Source organism: Burkholderia aenigmatica (genome assembly GCF_048627025.1).
Classification (GTDB): domain Bacteria; phylum Pseudomonadota; class Gammaproteobacteria; order Burkholderiales; family Burkholderiaceae; genus Burkholderia; species Burkholderia aenigmatica.
In genome coordinates, this window is the sequence record NZ_CP184469.1 from 2,238,202 (window position 1) to 2,259,386 (window position 21,185).

Annotated in this window: 15 protein-coding genes; 2 read left to right on the forward strand and 13 right to left on the reverse strand. The window is 67.3% G+C overall.

The window, feature by feature from the left end; all coding sequences use genetic code 11:
* Positions 1-58 precede the first annotated feature (58 nt).
* The 5 genes from ACN8ZM_RS27010 to ACN8ZM_RS27030 form a co-directional block, all read right to left on the reverse strand.
* Entirely contained in the window at positions 59-1,495 is a 1,437-nt protein-coding gene (locus ACN8ZM_RS27010) for a heavy metal sensor histidine kinase (protein ID WP_420211244.1), read from the reverse strand.
* Positions 1,492-2,175: a heavy metal response regulator transcription factor IrlR gene (gene irlR / locus ACN8ZM_RS27015; protein ID WP_089497548.1), complete on the reverse strand. Its 684-nt coding sequence runs from the start codon at positions 2,173-2,175 to the stop codon at positions 1,492-1,494. Before irlR ends, ACN8ZM_RS27010 begins: the two co-directional genes overlap by 4 nt.
* A complete protein-coding gene (locus ACN8ZM_RS27020; protein WP_420211245.1) occupies positions 2,175-5,387 on the reverse strand; it encodes an efflux RND transporter permease subunit in 3,213 nt (1,070 codons plus the stop codon). The genes irlR and ACN8ZM_RS27020 overlap by 1 nt, the downstream gene beginning before the upstream one ends.
* 125 nt (positions 5,388-5,512) lie before the next feature.
* Complete coding sequence (locus tag ACN8ZM_RS27025; RefSeq protein ID WP_043178139.1) at positions 5,513-6,985, reverse strand: efflux RND transporter periplasmic adaptor subunit; 1,473 nt, start codon at positions 6,983-6,985, stop codon at positions 5,513-5,515.
* A gap of 34 nt (positions 6,986-7,019) precedes the next feature.
* Positions 7,020-8,342, reverse strand: a complete 1,323-nt coding sequence (locus ACN8ZM_RS27030; protein ID WP_420211246.1) for a TolC family protein — start codon at positions 8,340-8,342, stop codon at positions 7,020-7,022.
* Between the two features lie 404 nt (positions 8,343-8,746).
* Between ACN8ZM_RS27030 and ACN8ZM_RS27035 the strand changes: the two genes are divergently transcribed.
* Positions 8,747-9,463 carry a M35 family metallo-endopeptidase gene (locus tag ACN8ZM_RS27035; protein ID WP_420211247.1) on the forward strand — a complete coding sequence of 239 codons (717 nt, stop codon included), beginning with the start codon at positions 8,747-8,749 and terminating at the stop codon, positions 9,461-9,463.
* 15 nt (positions 9,464-9,478) lie between these two features.
* Positions 9,479-9,928 carry a hypothetical protein gene (locus ACN8ZM_RS27040; RefSeq protein ID WP_420211248.1) on the forward strand — a complete coding sequence of 150 codons (450 nt, stop codon included), beginning with the start codon at positions 9,479-9,481 and terminating at the stop codon, positions 9,926-9,928.
* A gap of 143 nt (positions 9,929-10,071) precedes the next feature.
* On the opposite strand, the gene ACN8ZM_RS27045 is transcribed toward ACN8ZM_RS27040, so the two are convergent.
* The 8 genes from ACN8ZM_RS27045 to peaA all read right to left on the reverse strand — a co-directional run bounded on the left by ACN8ZM_RS27045 (position 10,072) and on the right by peaA (position 21,057).
* Positions 10,072-11,262 (reverse strand): phosphotransferase enzyme family protein, encoded by a 1,191-nt coding sequence (locus tag ACN8ZM_RS27045; RefSeq protein ID WP_420211249.1) that lies wholly within the window; start codon positions 11,260-11,262, stop codon positions 10,072-10,074.
* A 41-nt stretch (positions 11,263-11,303) separates the two neighbouring features.
* Entirely contained in the window at positions 11,304-11,936 is a 633-nt protein-coding gene (gene pnuC, locus ACN8ZM_RS27050; RefSeq protein ID WP_089453540.1) for a nicotinamide riboside transporter PnuC, read from the reverse strand.
* 59 nt (positions 11,937-11,995) lie between these two features.
* Positions 11,996-14,227 carry a TonB-dependent siderophore receptor gene (locus ACN8ZM_RS27055; RefSeq protein WP_420211250.1) on the reverse strand — a complete coding sequence of 744 codons (2,232 nt, stop codon included), beginning with the start codon at positions 14,225-14,227 and terminating at the stop codon, positions 11,996-11,998.
* 484 nt (positions 14,228-14,711) lie between these two features.
* Positions 14,712-16,430: an AMP-binding protein gene (locus ACN8ZM_RS27060; protein WP_420211251.1), complete on the reverse strand. Its 1,719-nt coding sequence runs from the start codon at positions 16,428-16,430 to the stop codon at positions 14,712-14,714.
* A gap of 45 nt (positions 16,431-16,475) precedes the next feature.
* Complete coding sequence (gene peaD / locus ACN8ZM_RS27065) at positions 16,476-17,594, reverse strand: quinohemoprotein amine dehydrogenase subunit beta (RefSeq protein ID WP_420211252.1); 1,119 nt, start codon at positions 17,592-17,594, stop codon at positions 16,476-16,478.
* A gap of 28 nt (positions 17,595-17,622) precedes the next feature.
* A complete protein-coding gene (gene qhpC, locus ACN8ZM_RS27070) occupies positions 17,623-17,946 on the reverse strand; it encodes a quinohemoprotein amine dehydrogenase subunit gamma (protein ID WP_014900223.1) in 324 nt (107 codons plus the stop codon).
* Position 17,947: 1 nt separating this feature from the next.
* The gene (peaB, locus tag ACN8ZM_RS27075; RefSeq protein WP_089453578.1) at positions 17,948-19,378 is read right to left on the reverse strand and encodes a quinohemoprotein amine dehydrogenase maturation protein; all 1,431 of its coding nucleotides are present in this window, start codon (positions 19,376-19,378) and stop codon (positions 17,948-17,950) included.
* A gap of 71 nt (positions 19,379-19,449) precedes the next feature.
* Positions 19,450-21,057 carry a quinohemoprotein amine dehydrogenase subunit alpha gene (peaA, locus tag ACN8ZM_RS27080; RefSeq protein ID WP_420211253.1) on the reverse strand — a complete coding sequence of 536 codons (1,608 nt, stop codon included), beginning with the start codon at positions 21,055-21,057 and terminating at the stop codon, positions 19,450-19,452.
* Between the last annotated feature and the right edge of the window lie 128 nt (positions 21,058-21,185).

Consider the following 21,185-nt stretch of genomic DNA (forward strand, 5'->3'; position numbering starts at 1 on the left):
GCAGCGCGCCGCGCGCGGCCGCCTCATGGCGAACGCGCGGGCGGGTCCGCCCGCGGTGTCAGGTACTGATGGCCGCCGGCCGTTTCAGCTCGGCCGGCCGTCGCGGAAAGCGCAGCCAGAACGTCGTGCGCCGGCCCGGGTCGCTGTCGACGCCGCATTCGCCGCCGTGGTTGTCCATGATCGACCGGACGATCGCAAGGCCGAGCCCGGTCCCCGACGCCGAATTGTGCCGCGACGGATCGACGCGATAGAAGCGCTCGAAGATCCGCCCGACATGCTCCGCGGCGATGCCGGGCCCCGTATCCGACACGGCGATCGTCGTCGCGCCGCCCTGCTCCACACAGTCGATCGTCACGACGCTGCCGCGCGGCGCGTACCTCAGCGCGTTGGACAGCAGGTTGCTCAGCGCGCGCTGGTACAGCGTCAGATCGGCATCGACCCACGCATGGCCGTCGACCTTCACCTGCACGCCCGCATCCTCCGCCAGTGGCTCGTAGTAGCCGGCGACACGGCCGGCCTCCTCCGCCGCATCCAGCCGCCGCACGTCGATCGACGTGCCGGCCTGTTCCGAGCGCGCCAGAAACAGCATGTCCTCGATCATCCGCGACAGCCGCTGGTATTCGTCGATGCTCGACTCGATCACGTTCCGGTATTCGTCCGCACTGCGCGGCTGCGACAGCACGACCTGCGCAGCCGCCTGCAGGTTCGTGAGCGGCGTGCGCATGTCGTGCGCGAGATTCGATGAGAACTGGCTCAGCCGCGTGAACGACTCGTTCAGCCGCTCGAGCATGCCGTTGAACGCATGCTCGAGCTCCTTCAGCTCGCCGGCCGTGTCGAGCGCCGGCAGCGGATGGGCAAGCCGGCTCGTCGACATCTGCTCGGCGCGCGCCGCGAACCGCCGCAGCGGGCTCAGCCCGAGCGCCGCGATGCCGTACGCGATCGCCGCCGCGAGCACCACGCCGAACACCTCGATCACGACGATCGTATAAGCGTGCGTGCGCAGCAGCAGCACGTCGGCGCTGCGGTCGTACTGCACCACGACGCGCACCACGGGCGCACCTGCGCCGGCACCTGCACCGGCCAGCGGCACATTCGTCACCAGATACTGATGCCGCGCGCCGGGTGGCGCGACGCCGACCGGCACGCGCCCCGCATCCAGCGACATCAGCGGCCCATACGGGCGGAAACCGGGCGTGCCGACCAGGCGCATCCCCGTGGCATCGTAGATCGACAGATCCATGTTCGGATGGCCGTGCAGCTGGTCGATCCAGATATCGGTGTTGCGCGCGACGTCGGCCGTCGAACGGGCTTCGGCCAGGTGCGCACCCAGCGCGGCGGAAATCCCGGCCATCTGCTCGGCCGCCGTCGTTTCGACGCGATTGCTCAGCGCCTCGTACAGCGCGACACCGCTCGACGCGAGGATCACCGACGTCGACAGGATGATCAATGCGGTCAGGCGTCCGCGCAGCGTGCGCGGCAGCAGGCGCGCGATCATGTCGCGCTGCCGCCGCGCGCCTCGAGCACGTAGCCCATCCCGCGCACGGTGTGGATCAGCTTCGGGTCGTACGCGTCGTCGATCTTCGAGCGCAGGCGCCGGATCGCCGAATCGACGACGTTCGTGTCGCTGTTGAAGTTCATGTCCCACACCTGCGACGCGATCGTCGCGCGCGGCAGGATCTCGCCCTCGCGACGCATCAGCAGCCACAGCAGCGCGAATTCCTTCGCGGTCAGCAGGATCGTGTCGCCCTGCCGCGTGGCCTTGCGGCGCGTCAGGTCGAGTTCGAGGTCGGCCACGCGCAGCGTGTTCGAATCGCGCGGCTGGCCGCGCCGCAGGATCGACTTGATGCGCGCGGTCAGCTCGACGAAGTCGAACGGCTTCGCGAGGTAGTCGTCGGCGCCGAGCTCGAGCCCCTTCACGCGATCGCCGACGTCGTCGCGCGCGGTCAGGAACAGCACGGGCGTCGACTTGCTGCGCCGCAGGTTCTGCAGCAGCGTCCAGCCGTCCTGCCCGGGCAGCATCACGTCGAGCACGAGCAGGTCGTATTCCTCGGTTTCGGCCTGGTGCTGGCCCGTGATGCCGTCCTCGACCCAGTCGACGACATAGCCGGCCTCGGTCAGCCCCTTGCGCAGGTACGCGCCCGTCTTCGGTTCATCTTCGACAATCAGAATTCGCATCACGCATTACCCTTGAAGAAACCCAGGCGACGCAGCACGCCCGAGCCGAAGCCGCCGCGCAACGCCGCGCGCCACGACACCGCATGGCTCACGCGGTACAGCACGGGCAGCACCAGCAGCGTCAGCGCCGTGGACGACAGGATACCGCCGATCACGACCGTCGCGAGCGGGCGCTGCACCTCGGCGCCGGTGCCGGTCGCGAACGCCATCGGCAGGAAGCCGAGCGACGCGACGAGCGCGGTCATCAGCACCGGCCGCAGCCGCGTGAGCGCGCCGTCGCGCACGGCGGCCTCGAGCGGCATCCCTTCGTCCCGCAGGTTGCGGATGAACGAGATCATCACGAGCCCGTTGAGCACGGCCACGCCCGACAGCGCGATGAAGCCGACCGCCGCCGTGATCGACAGCGGAATCCCGCGCAGCCACAGCGACACCACGCCGCCGCTCAGCGCGAACGGAATGCCGGTGAACACGAGCAGCCCGTCCTTCACGTTGTTGAACATCACGAACAGCAGCACGAACACCATGAACAGCGCGAGCGGCACGACCAGCTTCAGGCGCTCGCTCGCGCTTTGCAGCTGTTCGAACTGCCCGCCCCACGACACCCAGTAGCCGGCCGGCACGCGCACGTCCTGCTGCAACTGCTCGCGCGCATCGGCGACGAACGAGCCGACGTCGCGGCCGCGCACGTTCGCGCTGACGACCACCCGCCGCTTGCCGTCCTCGCGGCTGATCTGGTTCGGGCCCGGCGCGACGTCGATCGTCGCGAGCTCCGCGAGCGGCACATACGGCGCCGCCGCGAGCGGTGCGCTGGCACCGGCCGCCGGCGCGGGCAGCGCGATCGGCAGCCGCTTGATCGCCTCGATGTCCGAGCGCAGCTCGTCGGGCAGCCGCACGACGATGTCGAAGCGGCGATCGCCCTGGAACAGCGTGCCGGCCTTCTGCCCGCCGACCGCCGCGGCCACCGAGTCCTGCAGGTCGGCCACGCTCACGCCGTAGCGCGCGAGCTTGTCGCGGTCGAGGTTGACGGTCAGCACGGGCAGGCCGGTGGTCTGCTCGACCTTCACTTCGGACGCGCCCGGTACCTTCTGCAACGCGGCCGCGATCTGCTCGCCGGTCTGGTTCAACACGGCCATGTCGTCACCGAAGATCTTCACGGCGACGTCGCTGCGCACGCCCGAAATCAGTTCGTTGAAGCGCAGCTGGATCGGCTGCGAGAACTCGTAGGCGTTGCCCGGCAGCTCGGCGAGCGCTTCCTCGATCTCGCGCACGAGCTGGTCACGCGGCTTCTTCGGATCGGGCCACTGGTCGGCGGGCTTCAGCATGATGTAGCCGTCCGACAGGTTCGGCGGCATCGGGTCGGCCGCGATCTCGGCCGTGCCGGTGCGCGCGAACACGCGCTCGATCTCGGGGAAGCGCGCCTTCAGCGTCTTCTCGATCGACTTCTGCATCTCGACCGACTGCGACAGGCTCGTGCCGGGAATCCGCAGCGCGGACACGGCCAGATCGCCTTCGTTGAGGCTCGGGATGAACTCGCTGCCGAGCCGCGTAGCAAGCCCGAGCGTGACCAGCACGATCGCACCCGCGCCGATCATCACGCGCGCCGGGCGCGTCATGAACGCGGCGAGCACCGGCTCGTACGCGCGCCGCGCCCAGCCCATCAGCCGGTTCTCCTTCTCCTCGACGCGCTCGCCGATGAACAGCGCGACAGCCGCCGGAATGAACGTGACGGTCAGTACCATCGCGGCCGCGAGCGCCATCACGACGGTAATCGCCATCGGGTGGAACATCTTGCCTTCGACGCCCGTCAGCGCAAAGATCGGCAGGTACACGACCATGATGATCAGTTGCCCGAAGATCAGCGCGCGGCGCGCTTCCTGCGACGCGCCGAACACCTCCGAGAAGCGCTCGTCGCGCGTGAGCGGCCGGCCGGCGGCCGCCTGCGCATGCGCGAGCCGCCTCACGCAGTTCTCGACGATCACCACCGCGCCGTCGACGATGATCCCGAAGTCGAGCGCGCCGAGGCTCATCAAGTTCGCGCTCACTTTCGCGTTGACCATCCCGGTAAAGGTCATCAGCATCGACAGCGGGATCACGAGCGCGGTGATCAGCGCCGCGCGCATGTTGCCGAGGAACAGGAACAGCACGGCAATCACGAGGATCGCGCCTTCGAGCAGGTTCTTCTTCACCGTCGCGACGGCCTTCTCGACGAGCACCGTGCGGTCATACACGGGAATCGCCTTCACGCCCGACGGCAGCGTGCGGTTCACGTCGTCCATCTTCGCGGCGACGGCCTTCGCGACCGTGCGGCTGTTCTCGCCCATCAGCATGAAGACCGTGCCGAGCACGACCTCCTCGCCGTCCGACGTCGCCGCGCCGGTGCGCAGCTCGCGACCGATGTCGACCAGCCCGACGTCCTTCATCCGCACCGGCACGCCGCCAACGTTGGTCAGTACGATGTTGGCAATGTCGTCGACAGTGCGCGCCTGACCCGGCACGCGCACGAGATACTGTTCGCCGCGCTTCTCGATGTAGCCGGCCCCGACGTTGTCGTTGTTGCGTTCGAGCGCGCGCACGACGTCGGCGAGCGTCAGCCCGTACGACATCAGCTTCGCCGGGTTCGGCGCGACGCGGTATTCCTTCACGTAGCCGCCGATCGAGTTCACCTCGGTCACGCCGCGCACGTTGCGGAGTTGCGGCCTGACGACCCAGTCCTGCAGCTCGCGCAGGTCGGCCGCGGTATAGCGCGTGCCGTCGGGCTTGCGCGCGGCCGCGTCGGCCTCGACGGTCCACAGGTAGATCTCGCCGAGGCCCGTCGACGTCGGCCCCATCGCAGGCGCGATGCCGGCCGGCAGCTTGTCCTTCGCCTCCTGGATGCGCTCGTTGACGAGCTGCCGCGCGAAATAGATGTCGGTGCCGTCCTTGAAGATCACGGTGACCTGCGACAGCCCGTAGCGCGAGATCGAACGCGTCTGCTCGAGGCCCGGCAGGCCGGCCATCACGGTTTCGACCGGATAGGTGATGCGCTGCTCGGCTTCGAGCGGCGAATAACCGGGCGCGGACGTGTTGATCTGGACCTGCACGTTGGTGATGTCGGGCACCGCGTCGATCGGCAGCTTCTGATAGCTGAACACGCCCAGCGCGGCCACGGCCGCGATCGCCAGCATCACGAGCCAGCGGTGCGCAATCGCAAAGCGGATCAGGCGTTCAAACATGACGGGATTCCTTGAAACGGGGCACGGTCACCGTCGACGGACGGGCCGCCCGGCCGGTCACGCGGCGGGCCGGAAAGCGGGCCGCATAGCGGGCCGCGAGTCGTGCAACGGCACACACGTAACGCTCATTCATGTTCCGCACTCCCCTTGCCGAGTTCGGCCTTCAGCACGAAGCTGTTCGACGCCGCGTATTCCTGGCCCGGCTTGAGCCCCTTCAACACCTCGGTCGCCCGTTCGTCGCGCCGCCCGGTTTCGACCGCCTGGGCGACGAAACCCTTCGACGAGCGCACGAAGACGGACGGTGCGCCGTCGACGTCCTGCAGCGCATCGCTCGCGACCGCAAGCGGCACGCCCTGCTTGCCCGCGTCGACCGATACGTTCACGAACATCCCGGGCCGCCACACGCCGTCCGGGTTCGGCAGCACGACGCGCGCCGGCGCGGTGCGCGTCTGTTCGCCGAGCAGCGAACCCACGTACGCGATCGGGCCGCTCGAACGCGATTCGAACGCGGTCGCGACGACCGTCGCGTCGCGGCCGACCCGCACGTCGTTCAACCGCTGCGCCGGCACGGCCATCTCGGCCCATACCGTCGACAGATCGGAGATCACGAACATGCTGGCATCGGCGGCGATCGCTTCGCCCGGCGTCGCGTGCTTCTCGACGATCGTGCCGGCGAACGGCGCGCGCAGTTCGTAGCGGTTCAGCGCACCCGCGCCGACCGGCGCGTTCAGCGCCGCGAGCTTCTGCCGCGCGTTCTGCACGGCGATCTCGGCTTCACGCAATTGCACCTGCGCCTGCTGGTAGTCCTGCTCGGCCGAGATGCGCTCCTGCCACAGCGTCCGTTCGCGCTCGTAGGTCGCGCGTGCGCCCGACAGCCGGCGCTCGGCCGTCAGCAGCTCGCTGCGCCGGTCGGCAAGATCGGTGCTCGCGATCACGGCCAGCACCTGCCCTTTCGCGACGTTCTGTCCGAGCGACACCGACACCTGCTCGACGATGCCGGCCACGCGCGGCACCACGTGCGCGGTGCGATCCTCGTTGAACTTGATCTCGCCCGGCAACTGGAACGGCGTCGCGATCTGCGCGGGGCCGGCCTTCGCGAGCGCGATCTTCGAGGTCGCCAGCTGCGCATCGGTCAGCGCGATCGCGCCGTCGGCGCGGGCGAACGGGAACGACGCGGCTTCGTTGCCCGCCTTCACGTCGATCGTCGCGTCGAACACGTGCGGCTTGCCGATCGACTGCGCGGACACGAACTTCTGGCCGGCCGCGTCGAAACGCAAGGGTTCGTGCGTGCGGTCGTAGCGGACCAGCGTGCCGGACACGGTCACGCCCTTGTCGGCCGGCTTGCCATCGACGAACGGATAGACGATGAGGCGCGCATCGCCGGGCTTCTCCGTCATCACGATTTCGACGGACAGCTTGCCGCGCTTGAGCACGACACCGCCGCGCTCCCCGGCGGCTTCGACGGACGAAGCGGCTTCGGCAGCCGCCGACGCGGACGCGCCGTTGCCGCCGTTGCGCGTGACGCCGAGTGCGCCGATGACGATTCCGGCACTGCCGAGCACGACCGCCGCGATGATCAGGATTCTGCTGCGTGACATGGTGATCCTTCAGGTAAAAGAGGCGTCCGTTGCGCTATTGCGCGACCGGTGCAAGCGGTGAGAGCGGCGTACCGACGAGCCGGCCGATGTCGGCGCGGGCCGTATGGGCATCGGCGAGCGCGCGCACGTATTGCGACTGGCCCTGGAACAGCGTGCGCTGCGCGTCGAGCACGTCGAGGAAGCTGAACTTCCCGAGCTCGTAGCCGCGCGACATCGCGTCGAGCGCAAGGCGCGCGGCCGGCAGGATGTCGGCCTTCAGGCGCTGCGCTTCCTGCGCGGCAGCTTCGAAATTCGTGTACGCCTGCGTGAGGTCCAGCCGCAGGCGCGTGCGTTCGCGATCGAGATCGGCATTTGCGCGCTCGGCCTTGTGTGTCGCTTCGAGCAATGCGCCCTTGTTCGTGTTGAAGAGCGGGATCGGGATCGACACGCCGACCACGGCCTGGTTGTCCGGCACGCCGCCCGTGGTCACGCGCTTCACGCCTGCACTGATCGTCACGTCCGGCATGCGCCGCGCGCGTTCGAGCGACACGGCCGCGTTCGAGCGCAGCATTTCGGCGCGTGCGATCCGCGCGAGCGGCGCATCGTCGAGCAGCACGGTCAGCGCGGACAGCGGCTCGACCGGCGGCACGGCTTCGAGGTCGCCCTGCACCGCAAGCCGGCTGTCGCGCGCTTCGCCCATCACCGCGTTCAGCTTCTCGCTCGCGACCTCGACACGGCCGCGCGCGGTCACGACTTCGATCTGCACGCCGGCCGCCGCCACGTGCGCCTTGGTCGCCTCGACCGGCGACACCTTGCCGGCCTGCGCACGGCGGTTCGCGAGATCCGCGGAACGCGCGGCGATCGCGGCCGATTCCTCGGTCACCCGAAGCTGGCGCTGCGCGGCGAGCAGCCCGTAGAACGCGGCGGTCACGTCGGCGCGCACGACGGCGCCCTGCTCGTCGAGCGACGCATTGGCCGATTCCCGGCCGTACGACGCGACGTCGAGCCGCGCGCTGCGCTTGCCGCCAAGCTCGATCGTCTGGTTGATCAGCGCGGTCGACGTGCGTTCGGCGCGACGGAAGCCTTCCTGCAGGAACGACACTTCGGGATTGGGGCGCGCGCCGGCCTGCAGCAGCGCGCCGGCCGATGCATCGACGTCCGCACGCGCGCCGCGCAGCGCCGGATTGTTCCGGGCCGCGATCGACAGCGCATCGGCAAGCGTCAACGAGGGGGAAGGAAGGGTGTCGGGTGGCGGTGCGCCGATCGGCGCGGCGCTGCCGGAGGCAGCCGGCGCCGGCCCCGGCGACAGCGACGGCTGCGCATGAGCCGTCGCGGCCATCGCGAAGACGACGGCCACGGCGAGGTTGAGCTTGAGCATGTTCGGTTCTGCGGTAACGGTTCGCGACCGATGCTACGGTTCGGCCGCAGTGCGAACATGAGGCGAAGATGATATTTCCGTCATCTTGGGTGCGCCGTACTCGCCGAGCCAGCGTGCACATCTGCCCTGGTGGCCAACTGTACGCGACGTCCAAGCGCCGCGCGCCGATCCGACGATGCCGTCAAAGTTCATCGGACTCGTCGCATCGCTCCCGATCATTCAATTCGGTCGCGTCAAAATCATAAAAATATTTTGAATTCTAAAATTTCGAACGAGTTCTATAGACAGAGTCACTCGAAAATATGACTGTTCAAGGTTCCGGGAACACGAACGCAACCATGCCACCCCATGCCCCCTCGGGCGGGCGAAATCCTTGAAAACCTAGACAGCAGATCTCTAAATAGATGAACAATTTCCCCGATCGAAACGATTACGATTTTGATGCCGATGAAGACAACGAATGGTTTGTCGTTCACTCTGGGGCCGTCACCAACACAAATCCAGGGTCAGTGGTTCATGTTTACATCAACACGACACCCATTTGCCCCAACATGACCAATAGAGAATTTAGAACTATGGTCGACCGACTGATTAAATGGTCCACAATTCTAGTGGATCGAAGGATCGCCGACCTGAAGCGACATGACGAAAGAACCAAAGAAAGAATGATCTATTGGCTCAATCGATGTGATGAGAATACAAGACAATATCTTATCAACGGCTTCTCACGACAACTCTCCGTTCTTAAAACACTAACGCCACACAACTTCGTTCGATCTGATCCGAATCTCGATAGAATGTTAGGTTGCGTCCCGAATATGGGTGACATTGACAACGAGGCCGCTCATGTTTGCGGGCCTAACACGGAGCGCAGGCTTATAAGTATCGCCGCGAAATTTTGCACCGGCTTGCGCGACCAGAATATGTACGGAGATTCCCGCCTATCTACGCTCATTCACGAAGTAACACATTTCATTGACACCTTCGGCAGCCGTGACCCTCGTTACGGGCTCGACCCCACAGCAGCTGCATGGGCAAGAGCTAATCCCGGCCTGGCGTTGAGAAATGCGGACACACTCACCGGATTCGTGATCTACGGCGAAGATTTATTTGCAGAGTAAGGAGCCGGCATCAGCATGAAAATTTTTATCTCGGCACTAATCGCACCCATCACAACATCGTTCTTTTTTTCCACAAATGCTGCAGCAGAGTGCCAGGGGTCACAAAATCTGCCGTCACAGCAATTTTTCGTGGCCTTCTCACCTGACAGTCACGAAGTCTCCAAATCCGAACGGATGCGAATTGGACGATGGGTCTCAGCAATGAACGCCAAGTATCCAATTCAAAACTGGATCGACATCATTGGCAGCGCATCAAGAAATGAAACTGGCCCCGATCAACTTGCAACGAAACGTGCTTCCGCGACGGCGAAGGTGGTCATAGATGATGGCCTGATAAACGCGCCACTTCTGATAAAAACGCAAATTTATCCAGCCAATAGCACAACCGAGTCAACGTCGGACACCCGTGAGGTCACCGTTCAAGTGAGCCCCGGCTGCCTCGACAACTGCTGTACGGGCCATTGACATGAACGCCACCGCGCTTGCGTTGAACCCCACACGTCCAGCGCAGCTGTGCGACGGCCCATCGAATCTATCCGGGCGAGATTTCGATGTTCGAATCGATAATGATTCGAGCGAAATAGCAGCTATCAGGGTGTTCTCATGAATCAAACCGCCCCTTGCCTCACCCGCCGACGCTGCACGAGCCATTCAAGCAGTTGCCGCCCGTCGCGTTCGCCGAACCAGCGCGCGTGCCCGATCAGATAGCCGTCGTACGCGATGTCGACGATGGCTGGCGCATCGATGATGCAACCGAAATAAGCGACTTCCGACAGCGCGAACTCCGTATGCACGATCGGCAGCAGCGCGACCAGCGCCGCATAGGCTTCGTCGCCCAGCGGCTCAAGCGATTCATACCCGTCGAGCAGCGCGCCGATCTGCGCGTACTCGACGCGGCGCGCATCAGCCGGCGCCATCCAGTCGACCGTATTGCGCTCGATCGCGAGCGCGAGATCCATCACCGCGCAGGTGCGATCCGACAGCCCGAAATCGAGCACGGTCCGCACCTGCGCGCCGGGCCCCGCCTCGGTCCACAACAGGTTCGACGCATGCCAGTCACCGTGCGTCCACAGCGGCGGCAACGCGGGCAGCAGCGGCACGAGGCGTGCGTGATACGGGCCGATCGCGTCGGCCACGTCACCGCGCCAGTCGCGCGCGCCGAGCGCGCGCACGAGCAGCGGCTGCGCGTCGACCCAGCGTTCGAGCGCACCCGCCAGATCGGGGGACGACAGCACGCGAAAGCTCGACAGCAGCGTGCGCACCGGCCGCGCCGGCGCATCGTAGCCGGCCGACGCGCAATGCAGTTCGGCCAGCGCGCGTCCGGCCGCGTACGCGTGCGACGGATGCGTGAACGGCTGCCACGACATCACGCCGCGATACGGGTCGACGCCGGGCGCCCGCACGTGCACCTCGTAGGTCCAGTCGCCTGACGCGAACGCGGTCGCACCGTCGCGATCCGCGAGAATGTCCACCACGGGCATCCCGCGTTCGCGCAGATGCGCGATGAAGCGATGCTCTTCCTCGAGCCCTGCGACATCGCGCAGGCTCACGTGATGGCGCTTGACGAACAGCCCGCGCCCGTCCGTCATCTGCACCAGGACGGCCGCCGCGAACTGCCGCGGGCTGTGCCACGTCAACCGCGCCGGCTCGCCGGCGCCGTCGATGCGTGCGAGCACCGCCGCCACTTCGTCGTGCGTCATCAGCGGCCAGTCGCGTTCGGCCTGTTCGCCGTCGACACCGAATTGCGGCGGCGCGACGTCACGCGACAGGGATCCGTCCGGCTCGAGTGGGAATGACATGAACGACGTTGCTCCGTGGTTGATTCAGATCGGCGCGTGGCTCAGCGCGCGCCGCCGCCCGTTGCCAGCGCGCCGCCGGCCGCCGCGCGCAGCGCCGCGGCCGTCCGGCTCCAGTCGCGCCAGCCGACGACGGCCAGCCCGATGAACAGCGCATAGAGTCCGGCCGTCAGATACAGTTCCTTGAACACGAACATCCCGACGTACACGACGTTCACGACGATCCACAGCCCCCACGACGCGATGTAGCGTCGCGCGGTCCAGTATTGCGCGACGAGGCTGAACGCGGTCAGCGACGCATCGACGAACGGCAGCGCCGCGTCGGTCCAGCGCGCCATCATGCCGCCCAGCAGCGCGCTGCCGACGACGGCCGCGATCAGGTCGGGCAGCATCTGCAGCGGCCGCACGCCCGTGACGGGCGCGACGTCGCCTGCCGGCGCCGCGCCGCCATCGGCCTCGCTCGCGCGCTGCGCGAGCCAGCGTTGCCAGCCGTACACCTGCAGCACCGCGAACGCGCCCTGCAGCAGCATGTCCGAATACAGCTTCGCGTCGAAGAAGATCCAGCCGTACAGCGCGACCGACACGAGCCCGACCGGCCAGCACAGCATGCGCCGCTTCGCGGTCAGCCAGATCGCGAGCGCGCTGACGATCACGCCGGCGATTTCGAGTGGGGACATCGTCTGTGCTCTCCAGGTTAGCTGCCGGGGCCGCGCGTCACGCAGCCGGTTCCGGACGGTCAGAAATCATAGGTCAACGACACGCGCGCGGTGCGCGGCGCACCCGGGAACAGGTACGCATCGCCCTGCTGCTCGCCCGCGTCACGCCAGTAGAACTTGTTGAACAGATTGTCCACCGACACGCGCAACACCGTGCGATGGCCGCCGATCTTCGTCGTATAGCGCGCGCCGAGATTGAACACGAACCACGACGGCACGCGCGCGGTGCCCTCCTCGTTCGCATTGCGGGCCGCGCTGTACTCGACGCCGCCCAGCACGTTCAGCCCCGCGACGCCCGGCACCGCGTAGTCCGCATACAGCGACGCGCGCAGCGCCGGCACGTTGATGATCTGGTGCCCTTCGTACGCCGGCGAACCCGAATCGTACGCACGTGCACGAATCGCCGCGACACTGGCCGTCAGCCCGAGCCGCTCGGTCACGCGCCCGGCCGCGCCGAGCTCGATCCCCTGGTGCCGCTGCGTGCCGCGCTGCACGAACGTGTAGCTCGTACCCGACGGGTCCGGGTCGGCGAACTGGAACGGCTTGCTGATCGAGAACACGGCAGCCGTGAGGCTCAACCGGTCGAGCCAGTCGTATTTCGCGCCGACCTCGATCTGGTGCGATTCGACGGGCGGCAGGAACGCATACGCATTGGTCGCGCGCACCGGCGCCTGGTCGCCGAGCGACAGCGCCTTGCTGTACGACGCGTACAGCGACAGCACGTTCACCGGCTTGTAGACGAGCGCGACCTGCGGCAAGAACACCGAGCGGTCGGTATGCGTCGCGTCGCCGTCGAGGCTGCTCCAGCTGCGCTGGCGCAGCAGCACTTCCTTGCCGCCCGCGAGCACCTGCCAGTGTTCGCCGATGCTGATGCGGTCGAGCCCGAACACGCCGTACTGCCACGCGTCGAGGCGCGGATACGACGGGCCGGGCGAATTCGGCGACGGCGAGAACGTCGTGTCGGGCCCGTAGATGTTCTCGCTGCCCACGTAGTCGTACACCGCGTCGGCCATGCTCACGACGCGGCGCTGCACGCTCACGCCGAGCGTCAGCTCGTGCCGCAGCGGGCCCGTTGCGAACTTGCCCGTCGTGACCGCACGCAGGTCGTCGTTGCGCCGGTATTCGCCGGGGCTGCGGAAGTCGTAGACGTCGTAGTCGCCGTTAGCGCCGAAGAAGAACGGCGACGTCGCGCCGGCCGCGCAGCTCGCCGCATACGAGCAGCCGTACGCGAACGCGCTGTTGTCGTCGATCATCGTGCGGCTGCGGCCGGCGGCGATATAGGCCTTCCAGTCGTCGTTGAACTGGTAGTCGAAGCGCGCGTTCAGGTTCAGCGCGTCGGTCGTCACCGGTTTCGCCCACGGCCGCGTGCCGAGCGCCTTCGACGTCGTCTTGATCGACGGCACGACGGTGCCGCCGAGCAGCTGGTAGCCGGGTGCGGAACGCTGGATCCACTGCTGGAATTCAGCGTTCAGCTGCAGGCTCGCGCGCGGGCTGATGTCCCAGTCGGCGGCGATCGAGCCGAACGTGCGCCGCCCGTTGGTGCCGTCGATGTAGGAGTGCATGTTCTCCTTCGCGGCATTGATCCGGAAGCCGAACTGGTTGTCGGGGCCGAAGCGGCGGCCGAGATCGACGGCCGCCGACGTCGAGCCGCGGCTGTCGACGCCACCGGTCACGCTCGCGACGTTCGCCGAACGCTTCGTCACGAAGTTGATCACGCCGCCCGGCGCGACGACGCCACTGTCGATACCGGCGAGCCCTTTCAGGATCTCGACGCGCTCCTTGTTCTCGAGCGGCACGTTCTGCTCGCCGGACACCGTCAGCCCGTCGATCCGGATCGCACTCGCGAGATCGACCGGAAAACCGCGGATCGCAAAGCCTTCGAAATAGCCGACCGGTGCATAGTCGTTGACGACCGACGCGTCGTTGCGCACGACGTCGCTCAGCCGCTTCGCCTGCTGGTCGTCGAGCTGCGCGCGCGTGACGACGCTCACCGACGCCGGCGTGTCGCGCAGCGGCGTGTCGTCGAGCCCCGCCACCGAGGCGTTGCGGGCGCGCAGCGCGTTGCCGCGCTCGCCGCTCACCGTGATCGTCGGCAGCGTCGCGCTACCGGCTGCCTCGGCGTCCGGCGCCGGCGTGTCGCCCTGCGCCGCGGCGGCCTGTGCCGCGAAAAGCGTGATGCCGAGACCGACGCCAAGCCCGACCTTCGCGCGCCGCCGCCGTGCGGGCGACGCTGTTGTTCTATTCACCGTCATTGTTCTGGATGGAAAACTCGCCACTCGACCCTGTCTAAACCACTACGCCGTTGCGAAGCGTGCCCGCGCATGAACCCGCGACGATCCCGGCGAACCGCCGGACACCGTCGGCAAATCGGCACGACATTCATCTGACGAATCGGACGATCCGGCCGCATGCGTGCCGTTCGATCGGGAAAGCGCAGGATGGGCATCGGAGGCCGGCGACGCGCCGGGCGCCGCCGCAGCCGCCGATCCGTGGATCGCGTGCCTGTCGGGCGGCCGGCTGCCTCGCGCGGTCTTGTCATGCGGGGGGACGCTTCGAACGCCCCGGTGCGGGCGCCGGGCATTTGCGTGCGCCGTTCGTCGGAACGGCGGATGTCCGTCGCGCGCGACATCGCGGCGTGGCGCGCATTTTACCCCGGGCGGACGGGGCGGCAGGGAAAGCCGCCCGGCGGGTGGTTGTCGCAGCGTAGCGGGCGGCACGGCGGCCGCCCGTCCGGTACTACGCGGTATCGGCGGCTTTCAGCCCCCATGCGTCGATCATCTGCTGGCGCATCACGAACTTCTGCACCTTGCCTGTCACCGTCATCGGCAGTTCGTCGACGAAGCGGATGTAGCGCGGAATCTTGTAGTGCGCGATCTGTCCGTGACAGAACCCGCGCACGTCGTCCTCCGACATCTGCTCGTCCGCGCGCAACACGATCCACGCGCACAGCTCTTCGCCGTACTTCGCGTCGGGCACGCCGAACACCTGCACGCTCTGGATCTTCGGATGGCGGAACAGGAATTCCTCGATCTCGCGCGGATAGATGTTCTCGCCGCCGCGGATCACCATGTCCTTCAGCCGGCCCACGATGTTGCAGTAGCCATCCGCGTCGAGCGTCGCGAGGTCGCCGGTGTGCATCCAGCCGTCGACGATCGTTTCCTGCGTTTTCGCTTCGTCTTCCCAGTAGCCGAGCATCACCGAATAGCCCTTCGTGCACAGCTCCCCTGTCGCGCCGACCGGCACGATACGCCCGTCCGGATCGACGATCTTCACTTCCAGATGCGGCTGCACGCGGCCGACCGTTGTCGTGCGCTTCTCGAGCGGATCGTCGGTCGAGCTCTGGAACGACACGGGGCTCGTCTCCGTCATCCCGTACGCAATCGTGATCTCCGACAGGTGCATCTGCGACACGACGCGCTTCATCGTCTCGATCGGGCACGGCGAGCCGGCCATGATCCCGGTGCGCAGCGTCGACAGGTCGAATCGAGCGAATTCCGGATGATCGAGCTCCGCGATGAACATCGTCGGCACGCCGTGCAGCGCGGTGCAGCGTTCATCGGCCACCGCCGCAAGCGTCGCGGCCGGGTCGAACGCCTCGCCGGGGAACACCATCGCCGCGCCCGTCGACACGCATGCGAGCACGGCCAGCACCATCCCGAAGCAGTGATACAGCGGCACCGGGATGCACAGCGTGTCCTGCTCGCTGAACCGCATCGCCATCGCGATGAAGCGCGCGTTGTTGACGACGTTGCGGTGCGTGAGCGTCGCGCCCTTCGGGCTGCCGGTCGTGCCGCTCGTGAACTGGATGTTGATCGGATCGGCGGCTGCGAGCGTCGCACCGATCGCATCGAGCCGCGCGACATCGAGCGTGTCGCGGCCGCGCGCGACGACGTCCGGGTAGCACAGCATGCCCGGCGTGCGGCCGTCGCCCATCCGGATCACGATGCGCAGCGCCGGCAGCCGCGCGGCATGCAGCTCGCCCGGCGCGCAATGCGCGAGTTCCGGCGCGAGCGCCTGCAGCATCTCCAGGTACTTCGACGACTTGAACTGCTCGGCCGCGATCAGCGCGCGGCAACCGGCCTTGTTCAGCGCGTAGTCGAGTTCCGCGAGCCGGTACGCCGGGTTGATGTTGACGAGGATCGCGCCGATGCGCGCGGTCGCAAACTGGGTGAGCAGCCATTCGACGCGGTTCGGCGACCAGATGCCGACGCGGTCGCCCGGCTCGATCCCGAGTGCGACGAGGCCGGCCGCGAGTACGTCGATCTCGTGCGCGAACGTGCGCCAGTCCCAGCGAATGCCCTGCTCGCGGAACACGACGGCCGGCCGCGCCGGAAAGCGCGACGCGGTGTCGTGCAGCAGCGTGGCGACGGTCGCATCCGACAGCGGCACGTCGGTGCGGCCCCGCACGATCGACAGGCCGTCGAGCGGCGCGCCGGTGGCGATGGCGGTGGTCATGGTGTCTCCTGATCGGCCGCGCCGGCCCGCGGGCCGGCGCGTGCATCATCGTGTAAACATCTGCGCGGTCGTGATCGCCATGTCGCCGCCCGGCACGCGAATGTCCTTCAGCTTCTTCAGCGTATCGGCGTCATACACCGCGACGGTGTTGAAGGTGCCCGCGAGGTAGAGCTTGCTGCCTTCGCGATTGAACGACAGGCAGTAGTACGAATGATCGAGCGGCGCGGCCTCGACCAGCTTCTCGTTCTTCACGTCGTACTTCGCGAGCCGGTTCAGCACGCCGTACATCGCGTTCGGATCCTTCGGCGACAGCCCGCCCGTGAAATACACCTCGGTCACCGGCGTGAAATCCTTGACCGTCGCGTTGCCCGTCTTCAGGTCGATGTCGACGTAGCCATACATCGTCTGCGCGGAGGCCGGGTCTTTCTTCTCGTCCTTGAAGCGATCGGCCGTATAAAGCAGGTTCAACGTATGCTGCGGACGCTGCTGCGGCCACACGTACAGCACGTCCGGCTGGCCGTGCAGCGGCCGCTTCCAGTTGCGCAGCGGCACCGCGACGTCGTACTTGCCGGTCTGCGCGTTCATCCGGTAGATGTCCGCGCCGACGACGAACAGCGAGCCGTCGTCGGCGGCCTGCAGCATCGTCGTCTGGCGCGGTGCGGGGAAGGTGCGCACCGGCTTCGCGTCGAGCCCGCCATCGGTGCGGTACACCTGCAGGCGCGGCGACTGCACTTCGTAGCTGTCGCGGTTCAGCTTCGTCGGGTTGACGACGCTGTAGATCTCCTTGCCGTCGGGGCTCAGCCCGATCGAGAACATCGCGCGCGCCCGCTCGTTGCCGGCTTCCGCGAGCTCCGCATGGAACACGGTCTTGCACGAATCGAGATCGACACCGTACAGGTCGCCGTAATGGTTGTTCAGCACGTAGGCGCGCGTGCGGTCCGGGCTGATCTGGATCGTGCCGGGGCCGAACGCGTCGGGCAGCGAGCAGGTCTTGACGATGCTGTCGGTGCCCGTGTCGATCACCGTCAGGTTGTTCGGATAGTTCGTAACGGCGAGGTACTCGTGGCCGGCCTGCAGCGGGCGGTCGGCCGCGGCCGACAGCGACGCGGCCGAGGCGAGCGCGGCGGCGAGGAGCGCGCGGCTCAGGGGTGTCGTGAATCGCATGGAGAATCCTTGATCGGTGCCAGGTGGATCACTTGTCTTTGGGGAACACGCTGCCGAGCTGGCGCCAGTCCGCGCCCGAATCGGTCGCGTGCTTGTTCCAGTCGGGATAGGTGCTCATCATGTCGGGCACCTGCGCGGGCCACCAGCACGGGTCGGAGCAACCGTACAGGTCGGCCTCCATCGGCTGGCACAGCGACGCGACCCCGCCGAACACGTCCGTTTCCCAGCCAGGGTCGGTCGTCGACGTGCAGCCCGCGACGGACGTCATCGCGACGACTTCCTCGAGGCGGTCCTGCTGCACGGCCTCCTCGAGCTTTTTCGCCTTGTTGTTGAGCGGCTTCAGATGTTTCATGTCAGTTCGCCTTGCGCGGAGTGATGTGGTTGTCGATGAACGCCGGGTTGCCGGCGATGATCCGGCTGTAGACCTCGATGCCGAAATCGATCCAGTCGCGCATCAGCTCGCAGTAGTGGTAGGTCGGATGCGCGGGGTCGCCGTAACGCGCATAGCTCTCGTGATAGCAGCCGCCCGAGCACAGGTTGCGGATCCGGCAGGTTTCGCAGCCGGTGCCGCTGCGCTCGAGGCGTTGCGACAGGAAGTCGTTGAGCTCCGCCTGCGCGACGCCCTCATGCACGTTGCCGAAAGTCGGCAGCGCCGAGCCGGTGAAGCGGTGGCACAGGTTCAGGTCGCCCTTGTGATCGACCGCCAGCATCTTGAGCCCCGCGCCGCATGGCAGCGACTTCTTGTGCCCTTCGTGCAGATCGGTGATCAGCTGGTGCAGGTTCGAGAAGCCGATGTTGCGGTTCTCGAGCGCGGCGGCCAGGTAGCGCCGGCCGAGCGCCTTCATGTTCGCGAACACCTGCGCGAGTTCATCGGTCTGCAGGTTGAACGTATCGAGCTGTCCCGACGTGACCGGCGCGAAGCCGACTTCCGCGAAACCGAGTTCGTTGAACAGGTGATCCCAGATGCCTTCGATGTCGGTCACGCCGCTCGTCAGCGTCACGCGCGCGCCGACCGGGCGGCTGCGGTAGCGCTTGAGCAGCATCTCGGCCTTGCGGCGCACGACGTCGTAGGTGCCCGCGCCGCCGACCGTGCGGCGGTTCAGGTCGTGGATCGAGCGCGGCCCGTCGATGCTGACCGACAGCCCGAAGCGATGCGCGTCGAGCCAGTCGACGACCTCCTCGGTCAGCAGCGTCGCGTTGGTCGTCATCACGAACTCGACCTGCTTGCCGAGCGCGCCGAAGCGCAGCTCGCAATACTCGACCATGCACTCGATCAGCTTGCGGTTGCTGAGCGGCTCGCCGCCGAAGAACACGACCGTGTAGCGCGGCAGGTCGGGCGATTCCTTCAGCAGCATCTCGACCGACGCCTTCGCGGTGTCGATGTCCATCCGCCGGCCGGCGGACGGCGTGTCGAGGTCTTCCTTGTAGCAATACGTGCAGCTCAGGTTGCAGCCGGTGTTCACGTTCAGCACGACCGTGTCGATCGCGGTGCGCTCGACGCGCTTCACCGCGATCTCGGGCGTAAGCGGCGAGCCGTCGCTGACGACCTCGAGGGCCATCAGCTCGCCGAGCGTCTCGGCGAGTTCGCCGTGCGGCGAGCGGCCGGCCAGCCGCGCGAACAGCTCATCGGCCGTGCAGCTGCTCGCACGCAGCGCGTCGATGATGTCGGCCGTCACGCGATCGGCCGCGAACAGCGAGCTGCTCGGCACATGAAACATCAGGCGCTCGTCGTCGACGCGCACTTCGTGCACGTTGCGTTCGACCACGTTCAGCATGGCGCTCATCGGATTCTCCTTGCGTTCGTCGGATTCGGACCGGGCCGCGTCGCGGCCCGGCGTGCGGACAGGCGGACCGGTCAGGGCAGCGGCGGGTTGTTCCAGCGCTGCACGCCGACGATCATGCGCCCGGTGCCCGTCACCGTGCGTGCCCCGTCCGTCACCGTCGCGACGACGTTCAGGTTGCCCGTGTTGTTGGTGCCCATTCGGCGCGCGGGGTTCGGGCCCGCGTTGCCCGGCGTGAAGATGCCGGTCGACGCCTGCATCGTGCCGGCGAACTGCGTGTCGCGATCGCCCTTCGACTGATCGTCGAACGGGGCGACCGACCATTGCGCGGGCACCACGCCGATGCGGAACGGCTTGCCCGCGCCGTCGACACCCCATGCCACCGCGTCGAAACGCCCTTCGACCTTCGGCGTCGAGCCGCCGTTGCCGCCGATGCGCGCGACCGCGTAGTCGGGTTCGACCTTCACGTCGTGGATCTCGCGATAGACCGCGAAGCCGTCCGCATGCGCGGCGCCGACGCTCACCCGGCGCGCGCCGGCCGCGCTGCCGTCGGCGGCCTTCACGCGCACCCGCAGGTATTCCGGCGTGCGCTCGAGCACCGATGCAACCGTCACGCCCGTGCCGAACGCAGGCGTGCCCTGCAGGTTCGCGCCGACGATCGTCACATCGGTCTCCTCGCCCGCCTTCACGTAAGCCGGCTGCACCGCCACGATCTGCGCGTTGCCGAGCTTCGCCGCGTTGAAGTCGAGGCCGCGTTCGTCGTGCGCATCGTCGAACATCCGGCCGCGCAGCGTGCCGTCGCTCGCCATCAGCACCTGGCGCATCGTCGTGTCGCCGACCTTCACGCTCGCCCGCCATTCGTAGCCGGTATAAAGCGTCGCGGTGCCGGTGCCGACGAGCGGGCTGCCGTCGGCGAAGCGGCCCTTCAGCTCGACGTCGAAGCGGTCGCCCGCGCCGCCCTTCACGGTCATCGTGCCGTACGCATCGCCCTTGCCCGGCATGTGGCCGCCGAAGCTCCACGTGCCGGCCAGCGCGGTCGCGGGCGGATGGTGCTGCTTCCACGCGGTCCATGCGCTGCTGTTGTACGGGTAGTCCTTCGCGAGCAGCGGCGCCATGTCGGTCAGCGCGATCTTGAACCAGTCGCGGTCGCGGCCCATCGCCGAATACTCGATCGACGGCCACTGCCCGAGGTGGAAGTTCACGAGCTTGTCCCATTCGGCGACCGGGCGGCGCTGCAGCAGCGGGCGCGCGGCCGAGTGGCAACGCGCGCACATCTGCTTGAACTCCTCGTTGCCGACGGTCTCCTGCGTGTTCAGGCGGCGCTCGGGCGCGTAGCGGAAATCCTTCGACTCCGACGGCGCGAGGCCCTGCGTATCCGACAGGTACTTCACGAGGATGCGTCGTTCGTCGTCGCTGATCGTGAGGCCGTGCATCGTCTGCATCCGCGCGATCGTCATCAGCCAGCCTTCCGGCGTCTTGCGCTGATGGCTGATGCGGCTCCACGAATCCTTCGACTCGGCCGCGTGACACGCCGCGCATGTCTGGCTCAGGATCGCGTGAGCGTCGCGCGGCGCCTGGGCCTGGGCCTGGGCGGCGCCCGAGGCCAGCGCGAGCGCACCGGCGGCGGCGACGGCGGCGGCCGCGCGGGGCGGCCGGCTGCGTCGAATGAAAGTCTTGAACAAGGCTCTGCTCCTTTACGTGGGGTCTCGAATCGTCCGGCCTGCAGCGCTGCGGCGCTTGTCTCATGCTCTTCAAGCACAGGCCGTGCCAATTGCCGACGTCGGGTTTGCCACAAGGAAAACACGCGCTT

Coding starts and splice junctions, on each gene's coding strand:
- ACN8ZM_RS27010 (WP_420211244.1), bottom strand. CDS start 1,495: ATGATCGCGCGCCTGCTGCCGCGCACGCTGCGCGGACGCCTGACCGCA.
- irlR (WP_089497548.1), bottom strand. CDS start 2,175: ATGCGAATTCTGATTGTCGAAGATGAACCGAAGACGGGCGCGTACCTG.
- ACN8ZM_RS27020 (WP_420211245.1), bottom strand. CDS start 5,387: ATGTTTGAACGCCTGATCCGCTTTGCGATTGCGCACCGCTGGCTCGTG.
- ACN8ZM_RS27025 (WP_043178139.1), bottom strand. CDS start 6,985: ATGTCACGCAGCAGAATCCTGATCATCGCGGCGGTCGTGCTCGGCAGT.
- ACN8ZM_RS27030 (WP_420211246.1), bottom strand. CDS start 8,342: ATGCTCAAGCTCAACCTCGCCGTGGCCGTCGTCTTCGCGATGGCCGCG.
- ACN8ZM_RS27035 (WP_420211247.1), top strand. CDS start 8,747: ATGAACAATTTCCCCGATCGAAACGATTACGATTTTGATGCCGATGAA.
- ACN8ZM_RS27040 (WP_420211248.1), top strand. CDS start 9,479: ATGAAAATTTTTATCTCGGCACTAATCGCACCCATCACAACATCGTTC.
- ACN8ZM_RS27045 (WP_420211249.1), bottom strand. CDS start 11,262: ATGTCATTCCCACTCGAGCCGGACGGATCCCTGTCGCGTGACGTCGCG.
- pnuC (WP_089453540.1), bottom strand. CDS start 11,936: ATGTCCCCACTCGAAATCGCCGGCGTGATCGTCAGCGCGCTCGCGATC.
- ACN8ZM_RS27055 (WP_420211250.1), bottom strand. CDS start 14,227: ATGACGGTGAATAGAACAACAGCGTCGCCCGCACGGCGGCGGCGCGCG.
- ACN8ZM_RS27060 (WP_420211251.1), bottom strand. CDS start 16,430: ATGACCACCGCCATCGCCACCGGCGCGCCGCTCGACGGCCTGTCGATC.
- peaD (WP_420211252.1), bottom strand. CDS start 17,594: ATGCGATTCACGACACCCCTGAGCCGCGCGCTCCTCGCCGCCGCGCTC.
- qhpC (WP_014900223.1), bottom strand. CDS start 17,946: ATGAAACATCTGAAGCCGCTCAACAACAAGGCGAAAAAGCTCGAGGAG.
- peaB (WP_089453578.1), bottom strand. CDS start 19,378: ATGAGCGCCATGCTGAACGTGGTCGAACGCAACGTGCACGAAGTGCGC.